The sequence below is a fragment of the Streptomyces erythrochromogenes genome (genome assembly GCF_040684695.1).
Lineage (GTDB): Bacteria > Actinomycetota > Actinomycetes > Streptomycetales > Streptomycetaceae > Streptomyces > Streptomyces erythrochromogenes_C.
Genome location: NZ_JBFBGM010000047.1, coordinates 14,455 through 29,728, shown reverse-complemented (window position 1 = coordinate 29,728; position 15,274 = coordinate 14,455). Strand labels below are relative to the sequence as shown.

General features: G+C 74.0%; 11 protein-coding genes. 7 read left to right on the top strand and 4 right to left on the bottom strand.

Translation table 11 applies throughout. The annotated features are described in order from the left end of the window. Positions 1-72: 72 nt before the first annotated feature. Together AB0O53_RS37375 and AB0O53_RS37370 are read right to left on the bottom strand one after the other, a co-directional pair. The gene (locus AB0O53_RS37375) at positions 73-912 is read right to left on the bottom strand and encodes a PaaX family transcriptional regulator (protein WP_350997508.1); all 840 of its coding nucleotides are present in this window, start codon (positions 910-912) and stop codon (positions 73-75) included. Positions 913-988: 76 nt separating this feature from the next. Then, positions 989-2,329 carry a phytase gene (locus tag AB0O53_RS37370; protein ID WP_365201602.1) on the bottom strand — a complete coding sequence of 447 codons (1,341 nt, stop codon included), beginning with the start codon at positions 2,327-2,329 and terminating at the stop codon, positions 989-991. 293 nt (positions 2,330-2,622) lie between these two features. On the opposite strand from AB0O53_RS37370, the gene AB0O53_RS37365 reads away from it, so the two are divergent. From AB0O53_RS37365 to AB0O53_RS37350, 4 genes are all read left to right on the top strand, one after another. Then, complete coding sequence (locus tag AB0O53_RS37365) at positions 2,623-4,026, top strand: MFS transporter (RefSeq protein ID WP_350997514.1); 1,404 nt, start codon at positions 2,623-2,625, stop codon at positions 4,024-4,026. Between the two features lie 64 nt (positions 4,027-4,090). Continuing rightward, the gene (locus AB0O53_RS37360) at positions 4,091-4,774 is read left to right on the top strand and encodes a response regulator transcription factor (protein ID WP_350997517.1); all 684 of its coding nucleotides are present in this window, start codon (positions 4,091-4,093) and stop codon (positions 4,772-4,774) included. Continuing rightward, complete coding sequence (locus AB0O53_RS37355; RefSeq protein ID WP_365201599.1) at positions 4,771-6,210, top strand: sensor histidine kinase; 1,440 nt, start codon at positions 4,771-4,773, stop codon at positions 6,208-6,210. The genes AB0O53_RS37360 and AB0O53_RS37355 overlap by 4 nt, the downstream gene beginning before the upstream one ends. A gap of 51 nt (positions 6,211-6,261) precedes the next feature. Next, positions 6,262-7,605, top strand: coding sequence for a serine/threonine-protein kinase (locus AB0O53_RS37350; RefSeq protein WP_350997521.1), 1,344 nt, complete (start codon positions 6,262-6,264; stop codon positions 7,603-7,605). Positions 7,606-7,627: 22 nt separating this feature from the next. Here AB0O53_RS37350 and AB0O53_RS37345 read toward each other — a convergent pair whose 3' ends face one another. After that, positions 7,628-8,572: a TAXI family TRAP transporter solute-binding subunit gene (locus tag AB0O53_RS37345; protein ID WP_350997523.1), complete on the bottom strand. Its 945-nt coding sequence runs from the start codon at positions 8,570-8,572 to the stop codon at positions 7,628-7,630. 328 nt (positions 8,573-8,900) lie between these two features. Between AB0O53_RS37345 and AB0O53_RS37340 the strand changes: the two genes are divergently transcribed. Both AB0O53_RS37340 and AB0O53_RS37335 read left to right on the top strand, forming a co-directional pair. Continuing rightward, positions 8,901-9,608: a cyclodityrosine synthase gene (locus AB0O53_RS37340; RefSeq protein WP_136228339.1), complete on the top strand. Its 708-nt coding sequence runs from the start codon at positions 8,901-8,903 to the stop codon at positions 9,606-9,608. Further along, positions 9,598-10,782, top strand: coding sequence for a cytochrome P450 (locus AB0O53_RS37335; RefSeq protein ID WP_350997526.1), 1,185 nt, complete (start codon positions 9,598-9,600; stop codon positions 10,780-10,782). The genes AB0O53_RS37340 and AB0O53_RS37335 overlap by 11 nt, the downstream gene beginning before the upstream one ends. A 182-nt stretch (positions 10,783-10,964) precedes the next feature. Here AB0O53_RS37335 and AB0O53_RS37330 read toward each other — a convergent pair whose 3' ends face one another. Then, on the bottom strand, positions 10,965-11,855 hold the full coding sequence (locus AB0O53_RS37330) for an aminoglycoside phosphotransferase family protein (RefSeq protein ID WP_350997572.1): 891 nt from the start codon (positions 11,853-11,855) through the stop codon (positions 10,965-10,967). Between the two features lie 173 nt (positions 11,856-12,028). Here AB0O53_RS37330 and AB0O53_RS37325 point away from each other — a divergent pair, with 173 nt between their 5' ends. Next, entirely contained in the window at positions 12,029-15,262 is a 3,234-nt protein-coding gene (locus AB0O53_RS37325; protein ID WP_365201595.1) for an amidohydrolase family protein, read from the top strand. Positions 15,263-15,274: the final 12 nt, after the last annotated feature.

The following is a 15,274-nucleotide window of genomic DNA, read 5'->3' as shown; positions in this document are numbered from 1 at the left end:
ACCCCCAAACACGTACACGGCACCCGGGCGCGCCCGCACCGGGGGGGCCCCGCCCGGCCCGGACCGCTGTTCTCAGGACTGCTCCATCGCCTCCGGCAGACCCGTGACCTCCTGCACGTGCCGCAGGGCGGGGGCGGCGAGCACCTCGTTCAGCCGCTGGAAGACCTGGCGGGCGGCCACCGCGTTCCAGTCGGCCGGAAGCAGTTCGGCGGGCAGGCCGGGATCGAGGTAGGGCAGCCGGCGCCACTGCGTGAGCATCGGCACGTAGTGGCGGAACGCCTCCGCTCCCCCGATGTCGGACCGCTGCGCCAGGGCCTCGGCGACGGGGCCGTACGCGTCGGTGAAACCGGCGTACTGCTCCTCGATCGCGGGGAAGTCCCACCACGAACTGACCGTTCCGGGCAGGTCGCTGAAGGCGGCGTAGTCGGCGGCGAACAAGTGGACGTAACCGCTCAGTCCGCGCCGTACGAGCATGTCGCGTGCGTCGCCGAGGAGCCGGGCGGGCGCGAGCCACACGCCGGGGGCGATGTTCCCGAAGCCCAGCCACGTCAGGCGGGTGCGCAGCTGGTAGCGGTGGGCGCGCTCGGACTCCGGTACGGAGAAGACGGCCATCGCCCAGCCGTCGCCGAGCTTCGCCGGCTCCAGACTGCCGAAGATCCGGCGGTCCCCCTCGTCGAAGACGGGGTGCGCGGCGGGGCTGAGGCGGTAGCCGGTGGCGCCGCGGCGCTCCGGTTCGAGGACGCCCTTCTTCTTAAGCCGGGAGATCGCCGAGCGGGCGGCCGGGCCGTCGACGTCCAGTTCCGCCATCAGGGTCAGCAGGTCGGCGACGGAGATCCAGCCGCCGACGCGTCGCAGGAACGCCCCGTAGACCGTGTTGATCAACGAGCTGGGCCTGAGGGGACTGTCCGCCATGATCGCCTTCCGTCGTGTGCGGTGGCGATCCTACCGAGCCGGGCGGCCGCGGCTCCGTGCGGCCGCCCGGCTCAGGTCACAGCTGTACGGCCCGCCGGAGCCGGCCCAGGTCGACGAACTTGAAGTCGGTGTCGGTACGGGCTTCCCCGTCGGGGCCGTCGGTACCGGGGGTGTTGGCTCCGTCCTGGACGACGAGGAGGCCGCTGGGGAACCTCCTGCCCAGCGGGGCGCTCGTGACGGCGGCGCCGTCGCACTCCTGGGAGCCGTCGGGTGCTCCGGGCCGGCTGCCCGCGGTGATGCGGAAGCCGCGGACGTAGGCGTCGCCGCGGTCGCGGTCGAAGACGGCGAAGGTGTCGTCGCCCTGGCTGGAGGCGAGCAGGTAGCCGGCGCGGCGCGGGTGCCCGGGATCGCGCCAGATGGTCAGGCCCTCCACGTCGGCGGAGAGGTGGCGGCCGCCGAAGCCGGGGTCGGCGCCCGCGTCGCACTCCTCGGTCTGCGGGTTCCAGGTGCCGGGCACTCCGAAAGAGCGGACCTTCTCGATCAGCCGGGCGGGCGAGCGCAGGTCGGCGTCGAGCTTCCAGATGCCGACGTCCTCCTGGCCCGCGTACAGGTCGCCGGTGTCCGGGTCGACGACCATGCCTTCGACCTGCGGCAGTTCGCCGGGTTCACCGCAGGGGGACCAGTTCTTGCCGTCGGGCAGCCGGAAGGAGGCGGGCAGCGCGGTGGTGCGGACCGTGCGGTAGCCGACCTTCCCCCCGGCGGTGGGCAGGAGTTCGGCGAGTGCGAGGGCGGTGGCGTGGCGCCGGCTGGTGACCGCGAAGGAGCGGCCGGTGCGGCGGTCGGTGTAGGCGGCCAGACCGTAGGCGGTCCGCTGGTCGGCGACCTCGTCCGGACCGGCCGAGAAGACGAGCGGGGCGGAGGACTCGTCGGTGACGTCGACCAGGGGCGCGCCGGTCCGCCCGGCGTCGATGCGGTAGACGCGCAGCTGGTCGCGGCCCCGGTCGGAGACCACGGCCACGTCGTGGGGGCCGTCGGGGAAGCGCAGGCCGGTGATCAGGTCGACGTTGTTGAACCGGCCGGGGGCGTCGCCCGCCCTCGGCGGCGGCGGGGCCGGCAGGGCCTGGACCTGGCGTCCGTCCAGGTCGTACACGCGCAGGCCGCCCTCCTTGGCGGTGGCGATGACCAGGCTGCGGTCGGGGTCCTTCGCGTTGCGCCAGATCGCGGGGTCGTCCGCGTTGGCGTTGCCGCCCGCCTCGTCGTCGAAGAGGGAGGGCGTCTCGACGGAGGCGGGCACCTCGGGCAGTGACGGCGGGGCGCCGCGGTCCCCGCGGGCGTGCGCCGGTACGGCGATCACGCCCAGGGCCACGACGGCGGCCACGCCGACGGCCGTCGTCCGCCTTCTCGAGATCGCGCTCATCTTGCCTCCTGGTCACGGGGTCGGGGGTCGGCCGGCGGCGGAGTCGGGTCCCACGGGTGCTCCGCGGCCGGGCCGCCCCCACCGTGGGCCACCCGCAGGTGGCCGCCATGGAGCAGACATGACGTGCACATGACTGCGGCGTGAAATCCCGTACCGGCCCGCTTCCTTAGCGGAACGTTAGATCTGCGCGGCGGAGCTTGTCCGGGTACGACGCGGCCCGCATGCTCTGGGCACTCCCCCGCCGTCGGGGCCGTTCTCCCCTCTCCCCTCAGGGACTTCCCTCCGGAGCCGCCATGTCCTCGTCCGCAGCACCACCCGTTCCCACGCCCGGTGACGAGCGCGGCAAGCGCCGCCTGGCGCTGATCGGCGGCTCGCTCGGCAACCTCGTCGAGTGGTACGACTGGTTCGTCTACGCCAGCTTCGCGATCTACTTCGCCGACTCCTTCTTCCCCGGCGACAATCCGACCACGCAGTTGATGAACACCGCGGGGATCTTCGCGGTCGGCTTCCTGATGCGGCCCGTCGGCGGATGGATCCTCGGCCGCGCCGCCGACCGGCACGGCCGCAAGAGCGCACTCACCCTCACCGTCACCATGATGTCCGTGGCCGCGCTGCTCATCGCCGTCGCCCCGACCTACGGCCAGGCGGGCTACTTCGGCGCGCTGGTGCTGCTGCTGGCCCGCCTCCTCCAGGGGATGAGCATCGGCGGCGAGTACGCCGCCAGCGCCACCTACCTGACCGAGGCCTCGGCCCGCAACCGCCGCGGCCTCGGCTCGTCCTTCCAGTACGTGTCGATGACCTGCGGCCAGCTGCTGGGCCTGGGGATCCTGATCACGATGCAGCACACGCTCACCACGCGCCAGTTGGAGAGCTGGGGCTGGCGGATCCCCTTCGTCCTGGGGGCGTTGTTCGCGGTGGTGGTCTTCTGGCTGCGCCGCCGCCTCCAGGAGACCGACGCCTTCCAGGAGGAGGCCTCCGGCGAGGACGCCCGCGACGACAGCGCCCGCGGCACGCTCAAGGCCCTGTGGCAGTACCGGCGGCAGGCCGGCCTGGTCATGGCCCTGACCCTCGGCGGCACCGTGGCCTACTACACCTACACCACCTACCTGACCAAGTACCTGGTCGGCAGCGCGGGCATGGAGAAGACCACCGCCACCCTGGTCAGCTTCACCGCCCTGACCCTCTTCGCCGTGCTCCAGCCCTTCGCCGGCATGCTGTCCGACCGGATCGGCCGCCGCCCCCTGCTGATCACCTTCGCCGTGGGCTGCACCGTCGGCACGTACCCGATCATGACCGCCCTCGGATCGGCTTCCTCGTACTGGTCCGCCCTCGGACTGTCGCTGCTCGCCCTGGTGATCATCACGGGCTACACGTCGATCAACGCGGCCGTGAAGGCGGAGCTGTTCCCCACCAGGGTGCGCGCCCTGGGCGTGGCCCTGCCGTACGCCATCGCCAACGCGCTCTTCGGCGGGACCGCGGAGTACGTGGCGCTCTGGTTCAAGAACAGTGGTCACGAGACCATGTTCTTCTGGTACGTCTCCGGGTGCGCGCTGATCTCCCTCGTGACCTACGTGCTGATGCCGGACACCCGCGACGCGGCCCTCAGCCGCGCCGAGGCCGAGGCCGATGCCCATGCCGGCAGCGACGCCGACCGGGGGGACCCGGCCGCCGCCGCTCCCGCCGGATCCGCCCGCTGAACGGCGACGGTAGCCTGGGGCGGCGGCCGCGGGGGCCGCACGCCCCGCCGCGAGGAGGCCTCCCATGCACGCGCTCCTCGTCGAGGACGACGACAGGATGGCGCAGGCCCTCGGCACCGCCCTCGCCCGGCGCGGCCACACCGTCCGGCGGGTCGCGCGGGCGCAGGACGCACTGCGCCACACCCACGAGGCCGAGTTCGTCCTGCTCGACCTGGGGCTGCCCGACTTGGACGGCATAGAACTGCTGCGGCGGCTGCGGACCGTGTGCGGGGTGCCGCTGATCGTGGTCACCGCGCGCTGCGAGGAGCGCGACATCGTGCAGGGGCTGCGGGCGGGCGCCGACGACTACGTCGTCAAGCCGTTCCGGATGGCCGAGCTGATGGCACGGATCGACAGCGTCCGGCGCCGCACGGACGCGCGCGCCGACCGTGACCCCGGGGCGCCGGGCCCGGCGGCGGTGCGCCGCGGGGACGTGGAGGTGGACGTGGCCGGCCGCACCGTCACCGTCGCCGGTACGCACGTACGGCTGACCCGGCGCGAGTTCGACGTCCTCGCCCTGCTGGCAGCCCGCCCCGACGAGGTGCACTCCCGCGCGGAGATCCTGGACCGGATCTGGGGCGACGCCTTCCTCGCCGCCTCGCGCTCGCTGGACGTCCACGTGGCCGGCATCCGCGCCAAGACCGGCCGCTCCGGGCTGGTGCGCACCGTCCGCGGGTACGGCTACCAGCTCGGCGGCGGGGAGCGGTGAGGCGCCGGCTTCTGGTGGTGCTGACGGTGCTCATGGGGGTCGCGGCGCTGCTGCTCTGCCTGCCACTGGCCGAGGGGTACGCGCGCGGGCGGACGGAACACCTGCTGCTCCAGCGGCGCTCGGAGGCCGTGCGCTTCGCCGATCTCGCGGAGCGGATGCGTACCGGGGCCGACCGGGCCGAGCTGGCGGCCGAGATCGGCCGGTACTCCGACCTGTACGGAGCGGGCGTGGTCGTGGTCGACACGGCGGGCTCGACGCTGGCCCGGGCGGGGGCGACGCCCGGCCCGGGAGCGGTGGAGGCGCGCGAAGGGGCGCTGACCGGCCGTTCCACCGACCGGCTGCCGACCCTGCGCCCGTGGGGGCCGCGCCACGTCGTCCTGGCCGAGCCGGTGGGCCGCGACGAGCGGGTCAGCGGGGCGGTCCTGCTGGCGGTCCCCACGGACGCGGCGCGCCGGGACGTCACCGTCCGCTGGTCGCTCATCGCGGCCGGGGCGCTCGCGTCGTTCGCGGCCGCCGCCCTGGTCGCCGCGGGGATCGCCCGCTGGCTGCTGCGGCCGGTCCTGGACCTGGACCGGGCTGTGGAACGGCTGGCCGCCGGCAGCCTGCGGGCCCGTGCCGGATCGGACACCGGCCCTCCCGAACTGCGGCGCCTGCGGGAGCACTTCAACGCCATGGCCGAGGCCGTGTCCGACTCCATAGGCCGTCAGCGCGACTTCGTCGCCGACGCCTCCCACCAGCTGCGCAATCCGCTGGCGACGCTGGTGCTGCAGTTGGAGAACGTCGAGCCGCACGTCGCCCCCGGACCGGGCCTCGCCGAGCACGCCCGCGCCCTGGACGAGGCGGAGCGCCTGGAGGAACTGCTCGACGGCCTGCTGGCGCTGGCGCGCGTCGAGTCCGGCGCGGCCGATCCGACGGACCAGGACGTGTCGCACGCGGTACGGCACCGGGTGGCGGCCTGGGGCCCCGTCTTCCGCGCGGCGGGGCTGGAGCTGTCGGCCGCCGGCGTCCCGGACGGCCTGTGGGCGCACGCCCTGCCCGACGCGGCCGGCCGGATCCTGGACGCGCTCCTGGACAACGCCGTCAAGTTCGTGCCGTTCGGCGGACACGTCACGGTGGAGGCCTCCCGGCAGGCGGACGGAAGCACGCTGGTCCGGGTCGCGGACGACGGTCCGGGCGTGCCCGAGGACCAACTGGAGCTGCTGCTGCGGCGGTTCACCCGCTCACCCGCGCATCAGAACGTCCCCGGCAGCGGGCTGGGCCTGGCCATCGCCGACGAGATCGCCCGCGCCGGCGGCGGCGCCCTCGGCCTCGCCGCGAACACCCCCCACGGCCTGGCGGCGCACTTCCGCCTCCCCCCGCCACCGGACTCCCGACCGGCATCCGGCCGGAAGGTGCCCGGCGGACCGGGAGTGGTGAGAGGGGCCGCGGAAGGGTAGGGCAGGGGAGAACGGGCTGGGGGGCCTGACGACCGAAAGGCACGGCAGCGTATGGAGCCTCTGCGGGACGGAGATCCGCGTCGGGTGGGGAGTTTCACGTTGAGCGGGGTTCTGGGAAGAGGAGGGATGGGGGAGGTCTTCTTCGGGCACGACGAGTCGGGCGCACGGGTGGCGGTCAAACTGATCAGTGAATCAGTGGTGTCGCTGCCCGGGTACCGGCAGCGGTTCAAGCGCGAAGTGGAAGCCGCCCGCACGGTGAGCGGCACCTGGACGCCCGCCATCGTCGGAGCGGACACCCGCGCGGACACGAAGCGGCCCTGGGTGGCATCGGTGTACGTCGAGGGGCCCGACCTGAGGACCCTGGTCGAGGACGGCGGCCCGCTGGACGCCGAGCGGCTGCGGGAGCTGGGCGCCGCACTCGCGGGTGCCCTGAGGGACATCCACGGGGCGGCCATCGTGCACCGGGACCTCAAGCCCGCCAACGTCCTGATGACCGCGGCCGGCCCTCAGGTGATCGATTTCGGCATCGCGAAGCCCCTGGTACCGGATCTCACCCAACTGACCGAGGACGGCGTGGCGATCGGCACCGCGCCCTACATGTCGCCCGAGCAGACGGCGGCGGACAAGGAGGTCGGTCCCGAGAGCGACGTCTTCTCCCTCGGTGCGCTCCTGGTGTTCGCGGCGACGGGGCGCCCCCCGTTCGGGCGCGGTCCGGACGTCCAGCGCAGAGTGAGGGAGGAGGAACCCGACATCGAGGGCGTTCCCCCGGCCCTGGAGCCGCTGATCAGTGCGTGCCTGGAGAAGGATCCGGCCGAGCGGCCGGACCTGGACCAGATCATCCGGATCTGCACCGGCAGTCCGGGGTGGGGGACGTGGACCGTCTCCCAGAAGGGGCCGACACCGCTCGGCGGGTCATGGGGCTGCCTGACCGGTTTGCTGTGCGTGGCCACCGCCGTCGCCGCGACGGCCGCCGGTGCGCAGTCGCCGGCGCCGGGAGTGGGGATCTTCGCCGGACTGTTCCTCGCCTGGATCGTGCCGTGGCGCCTCATGCTCTTCCTCAACGCGCGGCGCACGGTGACGGTGGCCGTCATGGTGAGCTGGCGGGGGGTGGCCCTGCGCTTCGAGGAGGAGCGGGTCTTCCATCCGTGGGAGCACCTGGACAGGGTGCAGCTGGTGAAGCCGGCCGTGGGTGACAGCCCTGTCGCCGCGACCCACTCGCTGATCGTGACCATGAGCCCGCACAGCGCGGGGCACCCCTGTCCCGACCGGTTGCGGCTGGGACAGAAGCGGGGTGTCAACCTGGCCCTCTCCCCCGCGGAGACCGTGGAGCTGAAGACGTTGCTGACGCACCACCACCTCCGGCGGCCGCCGGAGTGGGTCGGCCGCACGAGGTGACCGCCGGCGGCGGCCGGCGTTGTCAGCCGTAGACGGAGCGGTAGTACGCGGACGCGCCCGGGTGGAGGGGGACCCGGCCGGTGGAGATGGCGAAGCGGGGCTCCAGGCGGGCGCCCGCCGTCACCTCCCGCAGGAGGTCGCGCCACTGGTCGAAGACGACCCTCAGCAGCGCGCGCACGACGTCCGGCTCCACGTCGGTGCGGGACAGCAGGTAGTTGCCGACGCCGATGGTGCCCACCGGCTCGCGCAGTCCGTAGACCCCGGCGGGCAGCGTCACCGCCGTGTAGACGGGGGCGTAGCGCTCGCGCAGCGGGGCCACGTAGGCGTCCAGCGGCAGGAACCGCAGGGGCAGTTCGCGCGCCAGCCCGGCCAGCGCCGGGGTGGGGACTCCGCCGGACCAGAACAGTGCGTCGACGGCGCCTTCGCGCAGCGCGGCCACCGACGCGGCGAGGCCCAGGGGCCGTTCGTCGGCCGGTCCGGCGGCCCGCAGGACGCGTTGGGCGACCACCCGGACGCCCGATCCTGTCGCACCGGCGGCGACCGGGCGTCCGGCGAGGTCCGTCACCGTGCGGACCGGGCCGTCGGACGGAACGACGAGGTGGGTGTAGTTGACGTAGACGCGGGCCAGTGCCGTCACGGCCGCGGGCCTGCTGAAGGTGTCGCGCCCGAGCACCGCGTCCTCGGCGGTGTCCGCCATGGCCAGGGCCAGCTCGGCGGAGCCCTCGTCGAGGCTGCGCAGGTTGTTCACGCTCGCCGCGGTGCTCACGGGGATGACCTCCAGCGGCAGATCGCTCGCACCGACGGCGAGCGCCAGGGCCTTGCCGAAGGCGTTGTACGGGCCGCCCTCGGGACCCGTCGCGAGCCGTAGCCGCCGTACGGGGCGGGAGCCCCCCGAGCATCCGCCGAGCGGCGCCGCAGCGGCGGCGAACCCGGCGCTCAGCACGGCGCGGCGCGACGGTCCGTTCAACGGCCGGCCTCCGGGTGGTGTCGTCGGGTGGGCGGGGTGGCCCACCATGATGCGGCACGCACCACCACCCGTGCGAGGCACGACCGGTCGGGCCCGACCGTGAAGAACTGATGAACGCTCACGATACGGCCGGCCACCGGGGCGGCGCCGTCGCGGCACCCGTCCCGACCTGGGAAGGATGCCCAGGTCAACTGGTCTGTCCGACAGATGAGTTACTACCCAGAAGACATGGAACGTCGCTCAGAGTTCGGGTACCTTCCATCACGTCGCCGCCACACCCGGGGCACAGGGCCCCACGGGACTTGCGGCGCAAAGGACCCGACCCCTGTTGACGACAGCAACCGAAGTCTTCACAGTCCGGCCGTACACCCCGCACTGCCAGGTGATCAACGATGAGGGCGACCATGCCGTCATCGGCATCTCACCGGGCAACAGCTACTTCTCGGCACAGCGTGTCCTCGACCTCGCCCAGTGGGGCATGCGCAACTTCGCGCAGGTCGACCTGATCTACACCGACATGCACGTCGCGGAGATGTACGAGGCCCTCGGATACGGCGAGGACGAAGCACGCCGCAAGGCGGTGAAGAACCTGCGCGGAGTCCGCGCGAAGGTCAACAACGCCGCCGCCGAAGCCGACCCCACCGGCGTCCGCCTCCGGGCCCGTCCGATGTCGTCCCTCACCGACATCCCGGCGTACCGGACCCTTCACAACCACCTGAACAACCTGCTCGACATCGACCCGGAGTTCCGCGAGACCTGCAACTCCCTCGTCGACGCGTTCCTCTCCTCGAAGGTGCTGAACGGGAAGGCCGCCACCACCCGTCAGCGCGAGGTCTGCCTGGAGTACGTCTGCGCCGAGGCGCCGCTGTTCCTGGACACGCCCGCGATCCTGGGCGTGCCGTCCTCCCTCAACTGCTACCACCAGCTCCTGCCCATGGCGGAACTGCTCTACTCGCGCGGCTCGGGGCTTCGTGCCTCACGCAACCAGGGCCACGCCATCATCACCCCCGCCGAAGGAGACTCCGATGCCCGCTGACACCCTCCTCGATTTCCCCTTCTCCGCGCGCGGCGACCAACTCCCGGCCGAGATCGAGCAGCTGCGCGACGAGCCGGTCAAGCGCGTCCGCACGATAGCCGGTGACGAGGCCTGGCTGGTCTCGTCCTATTCGCTCTGCAAGCAGGTCCTGGAAGATCCGCGGTTCAGCCTGAAGGACACCTCGGCCCCCGGGGTGCCCCGGCAGTACGCGCTGACGATCCCGCCCGAGGTCGTCAACAACATGGGCAACATCACCGGCGCCGGCCTGCGCAAGGCCGTGCTCAAGGCGATCAACCCGAAGACCGGCGACCTCACCGGCTGGATGCGCGAGCAGGCGAACAGCCTCGTCGACGGCCTCCTGCGCAGCGGTGCGCCGGTCGACCTGCGCGGCGCGTTCACCAACCCGTACGCGGAGAACCTCCACTGCCGCATCCTCGGCATCCCGGAGGCCGACGCCCCGCAGCTGGCCGCCAGCCTGGACATCGCGTTCATGAACTCGGCCTGCCCGGTCACGGGTGCCAAGCTCAACTGGGACCGCGACATGGCCTACATGGTGGAGCGGCTCGACGATCCGGCCACGGTCGGGCTGATGGCCGAACTCGCCGCGCTGCGCGAGGACCCCGACTACGCGCACCTGACGGACGAGATGCTGGCGGTCGTCGGCGTCACCCTGTTCGGCGCCGGCGTCATCTCGACCATGGGCTTCCTGACCATGGCGATCGTCTCGCTCCTGCAGAACCCCGACGTGTGGGAGCAGCTCCGCAAGGCTCCGGAGAAGATCCCGGCCGCCGTGGACGAGCTGCTGCGCGTCAACCTGTCGATCGCCGACGGCCTGCCGCGGCTCGCGCTGGAGGACGTCACCCTCGGCGACGTCGAGGTCAAGAAGGGCGAGCTGCTGCTCGTCCTGGTGGAGGCCGCCAACACCGACCCGGCCGTGTACTCCGACCCGCACACCTTCGACATCGACCGTGCGAACGCCGGTACCCACCTGTCGTTCGGCGGCGGTCCGCACTACTGCCCGGCCACCGCGCTCGGCAAGCGGCACACGGAGATCGCCATCGAGGTCCTGCTGGAGAAGATGCCCGACCTCCAGCTGGCGGTCCCCTTCGACCAGCTCGTCTGGCGCACCCGTTTCATGAAGCGCCTGCCGGAGCGGCTCCCCGTCCTCTGGTAGCGGCGCCGGCGCGCGGCGGCGCGCCCGCACCGTGAAGGCGGTCCCGGCCGGGGGGAATCCGGCCGGGGCCGTCGCCGTACGCACGGGGGGCGTACGGGCGGTCCGGGCGGGCTGTTCCGGTCGAACTCCCCCGCGAGCAGGAGGACCGGGGCGCCCAAGGCGGCGAGCCCGGCGACGGGCCGTCAGCGCTCCGCCAGCACTTCCCGGATCACGTGCCGGGCGTTGCGGGCCATCGTCGGATTCGTCGTGCGGTAGTAGGGCAGCGCGTTCACGGCCTGGGAGAGCGTCCGGCCGCGGCCGCGGATCCAGGTCGCGTCGTCCACGCCGAGCGTCTCGCGGAAGACCCCTCGCGCACCCGCGGGCAGCAGGTTCCACGCCGGGAACAGGTCGCACGCCGGGTCCCCCACCCCGGTGCACCCGAAGTCGATGACCGAGGTCAGCCGGCCGCCGTCCACCAGCACGTTGCCGGGGGTCAGGTCGCCGTGCAGCCACACCGGCGGCCCGTCCCAGCCCGGGGCACGCAGCGCTTCCTCCCATACGGCCGTCAGGGCATCGCAGTCGATGCCCTCCTCCGGGATCAGCCGCAGGTGCGCTATCGCCGCCCGGGTCGGCACGTCCAGCGCCTCGACCGGGCCACCCCGGTAGGCCTGCGGCGCCCCCGGCAGGGTGACGCTCCGCATCGCCCCGACGAAGGCGGCCAGGTCCCGGGCCAGCCCCAGGGCGGCGGGCCCGCCCAGCGCGCCCGCCTGCGGATTCGCCCCCGCCAGCCACCGGTAGACCGACCAGCGCCACGGATACCCCTCGGCGGGCTCGCCGGCCCCCAGGACCTCCGGCACGGCCGTCGGCAGCCGGGGGGCGAGGCGGGGCAGCCAGTCCCGTTCCAGCGTGATGTCCTCGGCGCCGCCCTCCAGCAGGGGCAGCCGTACGACCTTGTCCTCCCCCAGCCGGAACATGGCGTTGACCGTGCCGCCGGAGGGGAACCTCTCCACGCTCGCCCCCGCCCACTGCGGGAACCGGCCTGCGATCAGCCGCCGTACGAGGTCCTCGTCGACGGGGTACTGCCCGGGGTGCATCTGTCCTGTGATCACGACCGCCATCCGACCGGCAGGTACCGCCGTCGTCAAACGATTTGTCCCGACCGGTCGTGGCCGCCGTTGCCCGGCGGGGGTCTTGATCGTTCGTCGGCTGACGGCCCGCCCGGGCCCGTCGGTGGCAGGTACCTCTACGAGTGAGGCGAGTGGTCGGCATGCGAGTGGCCCGCAGGACCGTGCTCCGGGCGGCGTCGACGGGCGCCGCGGCAGCCCTGCTCGGGCGTGCTCCGGCCGAAGCCCGAGCGGCCGCGGCCCCGGACACGGACCCGGACACGCCGGTCCGGCTCCGCTTCACGCGCGCCACCAACGGTGCCGCGACGGCCACGGCGGGCGGTGACCGGATCGTCGCCGAGGTGCAGAACGTCCTGTGGTCGCTGCCCCCGGACGGTTCGCCCGCGACCGCCCTGACCCCGCCCGACCTGGAGCCCGGGCGGCCGGTGTTCTCCCCGGACGGCCGCCGGGTCGCGATGAGCGCCTACCGCGGGGGGACGTTCCACCTCTGGGTGATGAACGCGGACGGCTCCGGGCTGCGCCGGCTCACCGACGGTCCCTTCGCCCACCGGGCACCCGCCTGGTCCCCCGACGGCCGTACCCTCGTCTGCTGTTCCGAGCGCGGCGGCGATCCGGTGGCCGGCAGCCCGTACCGGATCTGGACCGTCCCCGTCGCCGGAGGCCGCCCGCGCCGCCTGACGGGCCTTCCCGGGCAGCACGGACCGGGCCAGGACGGTGAGTGGGAGGACTTCGATCCGGTGTGGTCCCCGGACGGGTCCCGGGTGCTGTTCGTCCGCGCCACCGCGAACGGGGACGCGCTGACGGCCCGGACGATCGCCTCCGTGTCCGCCGGCGCGGACGGCAGCGCCGCCGCGGGAGCGGCCGCGGGCGCCGGCTCCGCCGTCCCGGGGGCCGTACGGGTCGAGCACACCGCTGCCGACGGAAGGCTGATGACGCCCGCCCTCTCCCCCGCGGGGCGCACCGCCTGGCTGTCCGCGGCACCCGGCCCCCGCAAGGCGGAGACCCTCACCCTGTTCGCCGACGGCCGTCCGGTCGCGCTCGACGGCGACCTCGCACCGGCTCCCCCGCGCTGGATCGGCGACGACCGCCTGCTGATCACCCTCGACGGCCGGTTCCGGATCATCCGCCCCCACCGGGACGGGGCGGGCCACGAGGTCCCCTTCGACGCGACCCTCGACGTGTCCCGCCCCCGCCACCGGGTGAAGGAGTACGTCCTGGAGGCGGAGCGGAGCCGCCCCGTCCGCGGCATCCACCTGCCCGCCCTGTCCCCGGACGGCCGCAGCGTGGCCTTCGCCGCTCTGAACGCGCTGTGGGTCGCCCCCGTCACCGGCGGGGCGCCGCGCAGGATCGTCCGGGCCCCCGTCACGGCGTACGTCCAGGGACCGGTGTGGACACCGGACGGCCGGGCCCTGGTCTACACCGACGACCGCGACGGGCTGAACACGGTGCGCCGCCGCGAACTCGACGGCGGCCGGGAGAGCGTGCTCGCGCCGGGCGGGCGCGTCTACGGGGTGCTCTCCCCGGACGGCACTCGGCTCGCCGCCCTAGACCTCGCCGGGCGGCTCCTCGTGCGCGACCTGGCGACCGGGACGGAGACCCCGCTGGTCACGGCCCTGGGCGGTGGCGGGCTGCCCGGCCCGCCCAGCTGGTCGCCGGACGGCCGGTACCTGGCCCTCTGCGACCGCAACCGGCTGAGCAGGCGCTTCCGCGAGGGCTACAACCTGATCCGGATCGTCGACACCGCCACCGGCGCCGCCCGTCTCCACGCGCTCGCCCCGCACGCCTCGCTCGCCGACCGCTACGCCTCCGGACCGGTCTGGTCGCCCGACGGCCGCTTCCTCGCCTGCGTCAGCGAGTCGGCCCTGTGGCTGCTGCCCGTCGCCCCCGACGGCACGCCCGCCGGGCCGGCCCGGCGCCTGTCCGAGGAGCCCGCGGACCACCCGTCGTGGTCCGGGGACTCCCGTACCCTGCTCTACCAGTCCTGCGCCCGGCTGCGCCTGCTCTCCCTCGACGCCTCCGGTGCGCCCGTCGCCGCGCCGCGCACCGTGCCCGTCTCCCTGGACCACCGCCGCCCCGCGCCCGTGGACACCGTCGTGCACGCGGGACTGCTGTGGGACGCCACCGGCTCCCCTCCCCGTGCCGACGTGGACGTCCTGGTCAGCGGGGGCCGGATCACCGCCGTCGAACCGCACCGCCCGGGCCGCCGGGCCGCCCGCACCGTCGACGCCTCCCGCGGCACGGTCCTGCCCGGCCTGTGGGACTCCCACGTCCATCCGTACCCGTACACCTACGGGGCGCGGCAGGGCGTCCTGCACCTCGCGTACGGCGTCACCACCGCGGTCTCGCTGGGCGGTTCGGCCTACGAGCAGGCCCGGCTGCGCGAGGACATCCGCTCCGGGCGGCTGGCCGCGCCCCGGCTGCTGGCCGGCGGGGAGCTCCTCGACGGCTCCCGGGTCGCCTACAGCATGGGGCGCGCCCACCGCACCCGGGCGGGATTCGCCCGCTCACTGGCCCGGGCCGAGGCCCTGGACTGGGATGTCGTCAAGACGTACGTACGCGCCCCGTACGAGCTGATGGCCGACGCGGCCCGTTTCGCCCACGAGCGGCTGGGCGTCAGGGCCGGTTCCCACCTGTGCGCCCCCGGCATCCAGTCGGGCCAGGACCTGACCACGCACCTGGTGGCGACCGAGCGCGCCGAGTACGGGCACGGGGCGACCCCGCGCGGGCACACCTACCAGGACACCGTGGAGGTGTACGCGCGCGGCGGCTTCGACCTCATCGCCACCCCGTTCACCGCCCTGCCGCTGCTGGGCGCCGATCCGGCCCTGGCCGCCGACGACCGGGTGACCGGGCTGATGCCGCCCTGGGACGTGGAGGCGGTACGGGCAGCGGCCGCGCGGCCGCCGAGCGCGGAGCAGGGCGCCGTCCTGGAGCGGGAGGTCGACGTCTACCGCAGGGTCGTGCGGGAGGGCGGGCGCCTCGCGCTGGGCACCGACGCGCCGCTCACCCCGGTCGGGCTGCACCTGCACCTGTCCCTGCGCGCACTGCACCGGTACGGGATGTCGCCGGCGCAGGCGCTGACCACGGTGACCGTGGCGCCGGCCCGGGTCTTCGGCGTCGCCGACCGGCTCGGCACCGTCGAGCCGGGCCGGATCGCCGATCTCACTCTCGTCGACGGCGATCCCTTCGCCGACTTCGCGGACCTGGTGCGGGTGCGCGGGACCCTCCGCGGCGGCGTGCTGCACGAACGCCCCGCGCTGGAGCGCGCCTTCACCCGCTCCACCGCGCCGGCGGCGGCGTCCCCCGACGGCTGGCGGGGCGTGCTGCACCAGATGCTCAGGGACGGCTGCTGCGGCGAACGGGAGGACGGCTCCTGACGGCTGGCGGCG